We start from the raw sequence: 11,585 nt of genomic DNA, 5'->3' as shown, positions 1-11,585 counted from the left end.
AATATCACTCTCCTTCATGATCTATAAAATTATTTCCATATGTTCACCAATAAATTTGTTAAACTCGTTGCAAACTTTTGCAAACTCTCTGTTTAGATCAGGATGATTGTTAATCCTTTTGCTTTTTCTGTCATTTTCTAACCCTTCACAATACAGGGATGGCAAGTAAAGAATATATGACCGGAATTGATTGCCCTCCTTAGCTATCTTAATAAAATATGGCTTTGCCCTTCGTTCGAGTAAGGAGTGGAAATTCTCATTGTATGGATCAAGCGGAGCCCCTAGAAATTCTCTTTTATTATAACTGTGTTTACTTTCAAACACTAAACCATTTAGTTTCTTATCCCCAACCCTTATACCTCTATATGTTTTGCCCACATCTGCCAATGCCTCGTCCCAGGTATCTTTTGGTTGTTTGGCGCGAAAGATTTTCGTTTCATGAGAAAAAGAAGGATATGAAACGTCTTTTTCACTATCATGAATTAGTTTCTTCAAAAAATCAGTGGAATATTGGCTTGTAGAAGAACTTATGGTGTTAGATTCACGCCCACCACCTTCTATTTTACTAATAAAAAAACTCCCAAATCCGTTTCTGCTTCGTGAACCTATTCCACCGAAAAGAGAAAATACGTGTATGGACCTATAAATGTCGTCAATATAATTATCTTTATGAAAATTAAGAATCAGATTGAATTTTGATTTTGAATCAATGTATTGCCTCAGCTTCTTAGATTTTGGATCATAAGGCCCGTAGGCTAAGTATTCCAGGATATTGATAGGAAATGTTCTGTTTCGTGTCCTGCTGGTAACCATTATCTTGTGGATGTTATCCTTATTAGGCAAACCCTTAGGGACAGGCGCACAATTCCCATCATGGTTAATACGTATAGCAAAACTACATCCCCCTCCTGTTTTCTCATCAGAACTTCCGAATATAGCGCTCTCTCTTGCACGAAGTTTGTTTAAATCCGGTTCCGCCTGCAATGCCCGCCACCAGAATCGAAGTAGCCCTTTAATGCTTGCCGCCCTTAGCTCTGCCTTACCCTGGTCTGCACCTGACAGAAACATGGGAGTGATTGTTTCGATTTCAAAAGTAACCTTATGAATCATATTTCCCTCCCATGCAGCAACTCCGCCGACACTATCCTTTGATATACTCTATGATTCATTCAGACCTCTGTACGTAAAAAATAGCGTGGATTTTCTGCTAACGCCCTTCCGTTAATTACACGAATACAAGGCCACACACAAACAACCCATAGCCACAAATTTACCTTTTTATGATCTTAATTGCAACAGGAGAAATGTTTCTGAAATATTTCTGTCAGGTAAACAGATGGCAGGATGGGATTACCCAGATCTCAGGGTCTCCCACCTTCTTGATTTCATTCCCGCGATAGTCCGACAATAACCTATACTGCTGCATTTATTGCGACATCATCGTAAAATATACAGCATAATTAACGATTATGAAAGAGATTATAAGGGAATTATCCTATCCTTATCTTCTCTTTTTCCACTCTGACGCCATATGGCGTGTCACCATATTTTCTATCACTCGTTATCGCGTAGTATGGTAGGAGGGGTGTATCGCCGAGGCTTTTCCTAATGGCGCGGCTAATCTTGCTAATGTTATGTGTAACCATGCTGACGAAGGCAGGGGCTTCTGACCATCTATCCCGCCATTCTTCTGCCTTAGTCGCATCGCAGCGGCTGATCTTCCTGTAATCCTCTGCGATGGTCCTGATCATATTCTTTTTGAGATGGATAATGGAGCAGAAACACTCTGTGCATTCAAGGCAGTATTGCCTGGCAGTCCTGGAGCAGTAATCGAGCTTCTGTCTCAGGAATGCTGTATATATGGCAAGCTGGACAGGGGTCATCCTGACAGTTGTCTTTCCGATGCGAAGTTCTCTTTTTGAAAGGTTCACGGTAAGCTCAGGCTGGATGGCTGCTGTATCTATATCACGCTGTCCTTCAGCGACGAGTTCCCCGAAACCCTCTCCGGTTAGTGACAGCCTGTTGCCAAGTCTGATAAAAGGGAGGTCTGTAAGATAAATCTCCGCATCCTTTGTGTTGATTTGCTTTGTAGTCCCATCAGGCTGCCTGCACTCAATCATCCTGTTCCGTTTCGGCTTATAGAAGAACTCAGGGTTGGTCTCAAACTGAGGATTAACAAGGACATGGTAGAGTTTATCCCAGGGTCTGCCGAAGAGCTGCAGTGCAGCACCGAGATAAAAGCTCATCGTCTTTCTGCCTCCTGCGATGGAGCAGTGAAGCCTTGTGCCATTGTCTCCAGTCAACTTCTGTATCAGGGATGTAATAAGATCTCCCATAATCTCATTTTCTTCTTCACCCCTGATATCATCAATCTCTTTGCCCGCCTCATCTCTTACAATGATAAAGGAGGTTTCTGTAAGCCTGATATCCGGCAGATCATATTCCCTGACAAGCCTCTTCAGTATACCCTTTTTTATTAGGGCATTTTCAATCCTCCTCCTGCCGGCAGAAGTAGTAATTATGATCACTTCATCTGCATATACAGGTGGCTTTTTTTGTGATAATGCATATATTGTCTCTGTAATTATCTGGGGCGTTGTGCCTGCAACGAATATGAGGATATCTTTGAAATTCACTCGAAAATACTCCAAAGTACCCGTCATTCACACGGAACCTGTCCCCGCAGGATTTAAGCGGGAAGTGGGAATCCAGAACCAGGCCTCGGTCTGGATTCCCGCTTACGCGGGAATGACGTTTTCATGACCCTTTGTGAGCCCTGAGCTGTGAGCGTGTCGAACAGTCGAAGGGCACATGGCGGTTCACCTGAAAATCTCCGTTATTTACCACAGAGACACAAAGTACACACAGAAATATATTTAGATACATCATCCAATATATTTCTGTCATTCCCACGGAACCTGTCCCCTCAGGATTTACGCGGGGAGTGGGAATCCAGAACCAGGCCTCGGTCTGGATTCCCGCTTACGCGGGAATGACGTTTTCATGACCCTTTGTGAGCCCTGAGCTGTGAGCGTGCCGAACAGTCGAAGGGCTCATGACGGTTCATCCGGGGGATTTTCATTCCGCCTCAAACCTTATCCTGCCAATTCCGCTGATCTCTGCGGTTACAACATCCCCCTTTCTGATCGGGCCCACTCCTTCTGGCGTACCGGTTGCGATGATGTCGCCGGCTTCAAGGGTCATGTAAGAGGAGATGTACTCAATGATCTCTCCAATTCTGAATATCATGAAACGGGTGTTTGAGTCCTGCCTGAGTTCATCATTTACCCATAGTCTTATGGCAAGGTCTTCCGGATGTGAGATATCTTCATTTCTGACAATCTGCGATACCGGGGCAAAGGTGTCAAACCCCTTGGCAAGCGCCCAGGGCGCGCCCCGTTTTGTCTCCTCCCTCTGAATGTCCCGTGCCGTGATATCAAGAAATATGCAATATCCGAGTATATATCCCGCTGATTCAGGCCGTGAAATGCATCTCCCTGTCTTGCCTATCACAACCCCGAGCTCTACCTCGTGATGGACATCCTGAGACTGGGGCGGCAGTATTATCTTATCACCTTCAACAATCAGTGAAGATGGGGGTTTCAGAAAGATTATCGGTTTCTCAGGAACAGCATTCCCTAATTCCTCGGCATGCCTCCTGTAGTTTCTGCCAAGACAGATGAGCTTTGTGGGGACAATTGTTTCCGTACTCCCCTTTACTTTTATGCCCCTTTTTCCCTCACACATCTGAAATCTCCGCTAAAGCCACTTCTTTTTCTTGAAATAGAAAAGCATAAATACACCAATGCCCAACATGAATGCCATGACTGCAAAGTAGCCGTACCGCCACCGTATCTCAGGCATAAACTCGAAGTTCATGCCGTAGATGCCAACGATAAATGTCAATGGAATAAAGATAGTGCCTATGATGGTAAGGAATTTCATTATTTCATTCATACGGTTGCTTATGCTCGATAGATAGATGTCGAGCATGCCTGATAACATATCTCGAGATGTCTCTATGGTATCAATGACCTGAATAGTATGATCGTAAACATCCCGTAAGTAGATGGAAGTTGTATTCCTGATAATTGGAGACTCTCCCCGCTCAAGCGTGCTGATTACCTCCCTCAAAGGCCATACAGCCTTTCGAAGGTAAATCATCTCCCTCTTGAGCTCATGAATCCTGTGCAGGGTCTCTTTTTTAGGATTGGTTACAAGTTCCTCCTCAATCCTCTCGATCCTCTCTCCAATCTCCTCCATAATCGAAAAATAGTTGTCCACTATTGCATCAATCAGCGTGTATGCGAGATAGTCCGGCCCCATTCCCCTTATGCGCCCCTTGCCTCCTCTGAGCCTTTCCCTGACAAGGCCAAAGACGTCTCCCTCTATCCCTTCCTGAAAAGAGATTACGAAGTTTGGGTGGAGGATGAGGCTTATCTGTTCAGATACAAATTCCGTTCCATTGACATTGTGAAGCATCTTAAGAACGATATATAAATAGTCCTTGTAATCCTCTACCTTCGGCCGCTGATCCGTATTCAGTATATCCTCCATGACAAGGGGATGGAGTCCATAGCAGGCGCCCAGGCTTTCTACGATTTCTGACTGATGCAGTCCCTCGACATTGATCCACGTCACTGTAGGCTTGTCTTTGAAACGTATGCACTGATCTATAGTCTTTATCTCTGCTTCCTGAAGATTCGACTCATCGTAATCTATGACCGTGATGTTGACATCTTTGCCGCTTTTTTCTCCAATATGAACAAGCGTCCCCGGAGGAAGCCCCAGCTTCCCGGCCCTTTGTTTGATCAAACGCGCCATGGCTCATAATATATCACACTTGATAAATAATATTGAAGAAAACTGCCGGAGAGCCCCCATCCCCTTCATTTGAAGGGGACAGGGGGGAGGGTAAGCATTTGAGAAATTATATTATGGTTGAGCCTGCCAACAGGACTACAGCAAATACTATTGTTATTACTGCATGTACCGTGTGGGCAATCTTTATATCCTTATCCATTTTTACATCACCTCCTGATTGATTTATTCTAAACATGTATACCATTATAATAAGTCCACATTAAATCAGGATTAAATAATTCTGCCGTTTACATCATGAAGCGGCAGAAGGATTGCACTTGCCAGAATAAGCGCTATAAAAATAATCCCTAAAACAGTATGGACAATATGCATCTTCCTGCTTTTCTTATCCATTTGAATCACCTCCTGATAAATATGTTTCAGTACCAATTATATTTAATGGATATTAAACAAACATTAAAGGATGTGGTATGATCAGGCCGGCATCCCGGAGAGGGAGTAACCGCCATCAATGACAAGGGTTTGACCTGTGATAAATCGTGAAAGGTCTGAGGAAAAGAAGAGGACTCCACCTGCTATGTCGTCTGGTGTGGCAAGGCGTCCAAGCGGGGTAGCATTTGAAATCGCATCCTGTACATGCTGCGGGGCATAAGGTGCATGTCCGGTAAGTACAAAGCCAGGGGCAATCATGTTGACGCGGATGTCTTTCTCCCCAGCCTCAACAGCCAGGTTCTTTGTGAAACCTGTCAGTGCTGATGCCGCTGTTATAAAACTGCTGTAGCCTTTTACAGGATGATCAACCAGGGTCGAGATTATATTGATTATAGAGCCGCCGCCGCTCTCCTCCATAAACAACGCTGCCCTTTTGCAGCAATAGAATGTGCCTTTCATCATTACATCTATCTGCTCCTGATGACCTTCCCATTCAGATTCTTTAACCAAACTCCGTGTGATCGGGAAGTGTGCATTATTAACGAGTATATCAAGGCGGCCAAATTTGTCTTTAATAAAGCTGAATAATTCATCTATGGATGACCTGTCTGATAAATCCACAAAACAATTGGCCGCCACACCACCCTTGGAACCGATATATTCGCAAGTCTTGCCAGCCTTATCCTTACCATTATAATACTGGATGACAACTGACGAACCAGCCTCTGCAATGACCCTGCAAACTGCTGCACCTGTCTCATTGCTTCCACCAGTCACCAATGCCACCCTGCCGGAAAGGTTAATCAGGCCTGAGTGCATCAAAATCCTTAACCTCCCTCTCAAGGTATTCCCTGAGACGTTTAATGATATTGGCCTCCAACTGCCTTACGCGTTCTTTTGATATGTCATATCTCCTGCCAATTTCACTAAGCGACTCAGGTTCTTCCGCCAGTATCCTCGTCTGCAGGATATCCCGGTCCCTCTCATTTAACTCCACTGAAAACTCTGCGACCTTTTCCTTAAATATTGAAGATATCTCCTCATCTGCCAGCCTCTCATCAACAGCCGTCTCTCCTGAGGATAAAACACTTAACAGAGTGCTCTCCGAGTCTTCCGACAGGGGCTCATCAAGAGATGCATCCTGACTTCCAAGGCGCTGGTCCATCTCAATAACCTCTTTTTCCTTCACGCCAAGCTCGCTCGCCAGGAGTTTTGGTCCGGCCTCATATCCCAGAGATTCGAGCCTTGCCTTCTCCTTCATCAGATTAAAGAAGAGTTTTCTCTGCGCCTGAGTGGTTCCTATTTTTACGAGCCTCCAGTTATTGATTATGTATCTCAGCATGTACGCCTTCACCCACCACGTCGCATATGTAACAAGCCTCAGGTTGCGGTAAGGATCAAATTTTCTGACCGCCTGCATGAGCCCGAGGTTCCCCTCCTGAATCAGGTCCATCATGTTCATGCCTGTCCTTTTATATTCCATTGCAATAATTACAACGAGTTTAAGGTTGGCCATAATCAGCTTCGATATGGCATCAAGGTCCCCTTCCTCCCTGTACATAATTGCAAGCCTCCTCTCTTCCTCTTTGGTAAGATAACGGTATCTCCTTATCTCTGCCATATAGTGCTGAAGAGGGTCATAACTGGCTAATGATGTGCCTGAGGCAGACTCTTCCATCTCCTGCGGAATCACCACATCAATATCCCCGATGTTCAGCGGCTCACCGGTTAAACCGTCCAATTCCGCAGCCTCAGAATCGTCCGGTTCTCCAGTCTCGCCGGGATGATCTTCCAGTTCAATGTCCTTTTCGTCGTCCATTATCCCTTAACCAGATCAAGTACAGCCTTCACCAGTTTTTCTATACCGTCTGCTGCCTCGCCTATAGAACCGGCAAGCATATAGGCAGGTGTTGAAACCACCTTGTGTCTGCTGTCAATGACAATGTTTGAGGCTGTACAGCTTATATGGTGTCCACCCATTACATTTATTGCATTCGCAGTCTCTTTGTCTGAACCGATTGTAATGTCAAGTGGTGTTGCGTCTCCGAATATCTTTGCCATCATCACAGGGGCAATACATATGGCGCCTATCGGCTTGCCCAGGCTGTAAACGTCCATAGCAAGTCCTGCCACATCACTGTTAACCTTGCAGTCAACGCCATCAAACGCAAAGGTACACAGGTTTTTTGCCGCACCGTAACCACCCGGGAATATCAGCGCATCCAACTCTCCCGCCTTCACATTTCTGACATCTTTAATCTTACCCCTCGCAATCCTTGCAGACTCAACGAGGACATTTCTACTTTCCCCCTGAGAAACTTCCCCTGTAAGATGATTTACTACATGCGTCTGCTCTACATTGGGGGCCATAATAAGGGGTGTTGCACCGAATTTATCTAAAAAATATAATGTCAGGACACTCTCATATATCTCTGAACCATCATAAACACCACAACCGGACAGAATTACTCCTACCTTCGCCATCGTCACATCCTCCCTTCACTCGAAAATACTCCTAAGTACCCGTCATTCCCACAGAACCTGTCCCCGCAGGATTTAAGCGGGGAGTGGGAATCCAGAACCAGGCCACTGGTCTGGATTCCCGCTTACGCGGGAATGACGTTTTCATAAACCCTGGTGAACCAGAGGCTCATGGCGTTCACCTGAAAATCCTTGTCTTTACCAGCCAAATTATATTATAATTCAAAATCCCTGTTAAGTGCAAAAAGGGGATAAAATATATGGACATTAATCAACTTACAAAAACAGCACAGGCTATCCGCAGGGACATAATTAAGATGACTACAGAGGTGAATTCCGGTCATCCCGGAGGCTCTCTTTCTGCAACTGACATCATAACTGTACTCTACTTCATGGCGATGAGACATGATCCAAAAAATGCTGGTTGGCCTGACAGGGACAGGTTTATACTCAGCAAAGGACACGCGGCCCCGGCGCTGTATAGCGCACTCGCCCGCTCCGGCTACTTTCCGGTAGAACAGCTTCTTACATTGCGAAAATTCGGGAGTCCATTGCAGGGACACCCGGAAATGGGAAAACTACCCGGTGTGGAGGCATCTACCGGTTCACTTGGCCAGGGTCTGTCCATAGCCTCCGGAATAGCTCTGGCAGGTAAATTAGATAATAAGGATTATCGTACATATGTCATGATAGGTGACGGTGAATCGGAAGAAGGGCAGATATGGGAAGCAGCCATGTCTTCTGCATACTACAGACTGGATAATCTTACTGCCTTTATTGATTATAACAGCATACAGCTTGATGGGTGGATCAGGGATATAATGGAGCTGGAACCGATAGTTGACAAGTGGAAGAGCTTCGGATGGCATGTAATAGACATAGACGGACACAATTTCAATCAGATTATAAAGGCGATTGATGAGGCAAAGGCAACAAATGGAAAACCAACAGTTATTGTCGCACGCACAATAAAAGGAAAAGGCGTCTCATTTATGGAAAATAATGTCGAGTTTCACGGCATGGCAGCAACACGTGATCAGATGGCAATTGCCCTGAGAGAGTTGGGAGAATAGAAATGTCATGTAAGCGTATTTATGGTATGGCAACGAGGGATGCATACGGAAAAGCGCTGGTTGAACTTGGCAGGGAGAATCCTGCAATAGTTGCCCTCGATGCTGACCTCTCAAAGTCTACAAAGAGTGTCTTATTTGCCAAAGAGTTTAAGGATAGATTTTTTAATATGGGGATTGCTGAGGCCAACATGGTTTCAACAGCAGCGGGCCTCGCATCCTGCGGAAAAATACCTTTTGTCTCAAGTTTTGCATCATTCCTGATGTGCAAGACGTTTGATCAGCTCCGCATGAGTGTGGCTAATCCTCATCTGAACGTCAAGCTGGTAGGGTCTCATGGCGGTATAAGCATTGGTGAGGACGGGGCATCCCAGATGGCGGTTGAAGATATCGCTCTCGCCTGCTCTCTTCCCGGCTTTGTTGTCCTTGTACCGGCGGACGAGTTGTCAACGATGGCTTTAGTGAAGCTGGCAGCACAACATAAAGGACCTGTATATATGCGCACCGGCAGACCAAAGGCTCCGGTTATTTATCAGCAGGGCACTGACTTTAAGATAGGCAGGGCGAATATAGTGCGTGAAGGCATAGATGTTACAGTAATCGCTAACGGCCTTATGGTACAGGAGGCTGTTGAGGCGGCATGTGCCTGCAGTGAGCGGGGCATTGATGTCAGGGTAATAGACATGCACACGGTAAAACCCATAGATAAAGACGTAATAGTCCAGTCAGCTCAGACTACAGGGGCCATAGTAACAGCAGAGGAGCATCTCCTTGCAGGCGGACTCGGCGCTGCCGTGGCCCAGGTTGTAAGCGAGCAGTGCCCGGTACCAATGGGCTTTGTGGGAGTTAATGATACCTATGCAGAATCAGGGACCCCTGATGAGCTTTTCAGAAAATACGGATTGACAGCGGATAATATAGTCAGAAAAATTGAAGAGGTTTTGAAGAGGAAGTAAAAAAGGGGCAGTAAAAAAGGGGGACAGCGACTATTTATTTTGTGATTTGCAAAATAAATAGTCGCTGTCCCCCTTTTTTATGTTTTATTACGTCAGAATGCTGCAAATAGCACTAAGGTTGTTAACTGATCACCATCTGCAGGCTTGGGATCATAGGCATCACCGCTATAGAGGGTATGATTAAACTGAAGCTGAAGGTTTTGTCCTGCCTGGTATAAGGCTCCGATTAATAAACCGTTGTCGCTGTCACCGTCTTTATCCCCTGCCCTGTAAGCTGCGGTCAATGAAACTTTGTCAGGTATAATACCTATCTCACCTGCTATGGAAAAGGCAGACGTATCATCCGTGGTAATGCTATTAAATTGATTTGGTATTGAACCTGATTTATCAGCCTTTGCATAGGTAACATAAACACCCAGGGGCATGGAGCCAACATTGCCCTGCACCTGGCCATCAATTGCCAGGGCCTTTGTATCGGTATCTCCGGCATCAGTGCTGGATGTACCCCCCCAGTATTGAATACCAGCGCCAACATCCAGGTTGCCTATGGCCGGTGTTGCTGCCGCCCTCAGATAATGAGAGAACCCATTAACCGCAACGGTCCCGCTGTTTGGAGTCCAGAAAGAGGCATTTACAAATCCCCTGTTATTAGCCAGCACAAATGCAACACCTTCTGCTGCACCATCCGTACCCGCAAATTGCTGGGCAGATAATTCTTTTCTGTGTTCCATTACCCGGACATTTCTTACGGCGCCGGTGTTTAACAGCTCAAAACCAAAGGCAGCGCCAAGCGAATCCGTGCTGAATGGGATGATGCTGAACTTCGAACCTGCTATATCATGTACAAAGGGCATTTTAAATGAGGCAAAAAACGGAGCCTTATTATCCTTAATCTGGCCCTCAAGTAAGAACCCGATTTTCTCTCCTACCCTGCCACCAAGGAATAAGGATGCCTCATCAGGGAATTGCAGTTCCCCCATATTGGTACCCGATGCACTGTCTCCGTTAGACTTCTGATACCGAACCTTCAATATCACGGAGGCATTCAGCGTACTCGGGAGAGAGAGCATATCCCCTTCGATCATACTCTGTCCGCCTACCATAGTATAACCGCCTGACTTAAACGAACGGCCAAAGGCATTGAGTGACGGGAAATGCTGGAAATGACAAGTGGAACAGGCCAGTCCTGTCTGACGGGCAAACGCAGTCACTGCCTCTGCATCAGGCGCTGAAAAGACGAAAAGCGAAATAATGAAAAAGCATATTGCTCCAACCATACAGATTCTCTGTCTCATAAAGATACCTCCCTGTTAAAGGTTACTTCTTCTGCTGAGATGTCTTAACCTGATGATGGTGCACAATTAAGCAATGGCAGCCAGTGCGGCATTGAATGTCGCACTCGGGCGCATTGCCTTTGAAGTCTTCTCAGGGTCAGGGAAGTAATAGCCGCCTGTATCCTGTGGCTTGCCCTGGGCAGCTATCAGCTCTCCGGCTATCTTTGCCTCGTTCTCTGTAAGGGCCTTTGCCAATGGCGTAAAGCGGGCCTTAAGCTCCTTGTCCTCATCCTGAGCTGCCAGGGCCTGCGCCCAGTATAAGGCAAGATAGAAATGACTCCCGCGGTTGTCTATCTCACCAACCTTCCTGGCCGGTGACTTGTTGCTCTCCAGGAACTTCCCGTTTGCCTGATCCAACGTTGTTGCCAGTACCTGAGCCTTCTTGTTGTTAAACGTAATGGCCAGATGCTCAAGCGATACTGCAAGCGCCAGGAACTCCCCAAGGGAGTCCCACCTTAAATACCCCTCTTCTGAAAACTGCTGAACGT

11 protein-coding genes are annotated in these 11,585 nt (G+C 45.9%); 2 read left to right on the top strand and 9 right to left on the bottom strand.

All coding sequences use genetic code 11. The features are described 5' to 3' along the window. Positions 1–21: 21 nt before the first annotated feature. From cmr1 to elbB, 7 genes are all read right to left on the bottom strand, one after another. A complete protein-coding gene (gene cmr1 / locus IT393_04450) occupies positions 22–1,110 on the bottom strand; it encodes a type III-B CRISPR module RAMP protein Cmr1 (GenBank protein MCC7201900.1) in 1,089 nt (362 codons plus the stop codon). Positions 1,111–1,490: 380 nt separating this feature from the next. Then, positions 1,491–2,636 carry a TIGR02584 family CRISPR-associated protein gene (locus tag IT393_04445; protein ID MCC7201899.1) on the bottom strand — a complete coding sequence of 382 codons (1,146 nt, stop codon included), beginning with the start codon at positions 2,634–2,636 and terminating at the stop codon, positions 1,491–1,493. A 442-nt stretch (positions 2,637–3,078) separates the two neighbouring features. Next, positions 3,079–3,747, bottom strand: a complete 669-nt coding sequence (locus IT393_04440) for a fumarylacetoacetate hydrolase family protein (GenBank protein ID MCC7201898.1) — start codon at positions 3,745–3,747, stop codon at positions 3,079–3,081. 12 nt (positions 3,748–3,759) lie between these two features. Continuing rightward, positions 3,760–4,824, bottom strand: a complete 1,065-nt coding sequence (gene corA / locus IT393_04435) for a magnesium/cobalt transporter CorA (protein MCC7201897.1) — start codon at positions 4,822–4,824, stop codon at positions 3,760–3,762. Positions 4,825–5,298: 474 nt separating this feature from the next. Beyond that, on the bottom strand, positions 5,299–6,075 hold the full coding sequence (locus IT393_04430; GenBank protein ID MCC7201896.1) for an SDR family oxidoreductase: 777 nt from the start codon (positions 6,073–6,075) through the stop codon (positions 5,299–5,301). Beyond that, complete coding sequence (locus IT393_04425; GenBank protein MCC7201895.1) at positions 6,056–7,075, bottom strand: RNA polymerase factor sigma-32; 1,020 nt, start codon at positions 7,073–7,075, stop codon at positions 6,056–6,058. Before IT393_04425 ends, IT393_04430 begins: the two co-directional genes overlap by 20 nt. Beyond that, positions 7,075–7,740, bottom strand: a complete 666-nt coding sequence (elbB, locus tag IT393_04420) for an isoprenoid biosynthesis glyoxalase ElbB (GenBank protein ID MCC7201894.1) — start codon at positions 7,738–7,740, stop codon at positions 7,075–7,077. Before elbB ends, IT393_04425 begins: the two co-directional genes overlap by 1 nt. A 257-nt stretch (positions 7,741–7,997) precedes the next feature. On the opposite strand from elbB, the gene IT393_04415 reads away from it, so the two are divergent. Continuing rightward, on the top strand, positions 7,998–8,810 hold the full coding sequence (locus IT393_04415) for a transketolase (GenBank protein ID MCC7201893.1): 813 nt from the start codon (positions 7,998–8,000) through the stop codon (positions 8,808–8,810). Between the two features lie 2 nt (positions 8,811–8,812). Further along, positions 8,813–9,763, top strand: a complete 951-nt coding sequence (locus tag IT393_04410; protein MCC7201892.1) for a transketolase family protein — start codon at positions 8,813–8,815, stop codon at positions 9,761–9,763. Positions 9,764–9,855: 92 nt separating this feature from the next. Here IT393_04410 and IT393_04405 read toward each other — a convergent pair whose 3' ends face one another. Both IT393_04405 and IT393_04400 read right to left on the bottom strand, forming a co-directional pair. Continuing rightward, entirely contained in the window at positions 9,856–11,058 is a 1,203-nt protein-coding gene (locus tag IT393_04405) for a hypothetical protein (protein ID MCC7201891.1), read from the bottom strand. A 66-nt stretch (positions 11,059–11,124) separates the two neighbouring features. Continuing rightward, positions 11,125–11,585, bottom strand: a 461-nt coding sequence (locus tag IT393_04400) for an NADP-dependent isocitrate dehydrogenase (protein ID MCC7201890.1), incomplete at its 5' end; no start/stop codon positions are given.

It is taken from the genome of Nitrospirota bacterium, from assembly GCA_020851375.1.
Lineage (GTDB): Bacteria > Nitrospirota > 9FT-COMBO-42-15 > HDB-SIOI813 > HDB-SIOI813 > RBG-16-43-11.
The sequence above is the reverse complement of the archived record's forward strand: the minus strand, read 5'-3'. Positions and strand labels throughout refer to the sequence as shown.

Excerpts from the sequence above, each read along its gene's own strand:
- IT393_04430 (MCC7201896.1), bottom strand. The coding sequence starts at position 6,075 with ATGCACTCAGGCCTGATTAACCTTTCCGGCAGGGTGGCATTGGTGACT.
- corA (MCC7201897.1), bottom strand. The coding sequence starts at position 4,824 with ATGGCGCGTTTGATCAAACAAAGGGCCGGGAAGCTGGGGCTTCCTCCG.
- IT393_04440 (MCC7201898.1), bottom strand. The coding sequence starts at position 3,747 with ATGTGTGAGGGAAAAAGGGGCATAAAAGTAAAGGGGAGTACGGAAACA.
- elbB (MCC7201894.1), bottom strand. The coding sequence starts at position 7,740 with ATGGCGAAGGTAGGAGTAATTCTGTCCGGTTGTGGTGTTTATGATGGT.
- cmr1 (MCC7201900.1), bottom strand. The coding sequence starts at position 1,110 with ATGATTCATAAGGTTACTTTTGAAATCGAAACAATCACTCCCATGTTT.
- IT393_04410 (MCC7201892.1), top strand. The coding sequence starts at position 8,813 with ATGTCATGTAAGCGTATTTATGGTATGGCAACGAGGGATGCATACGGA.
- IT393_04425 (MCC7201895.1), bottom strand. The coding sequence starts at position 7,075 with ATGGACGACGAAAAGGACATTGAACTGGAAGATCATCCCGGCGAGACT.
- IT393_04415 (MCC7201893.1), top strand. The coding sequence starts at position 7,998 with ATGGACATTAATCAACTTACAAAAACAGCACAGGCTATCCGCAGGGAC.
- IT393_04405 (MCC7201891.1), bottom strand. The coding sequence starts at position 11,058 with ATGAGACAGAGAATCTGTATGGTTGGAGCAATATGCTTTTTCATTATT.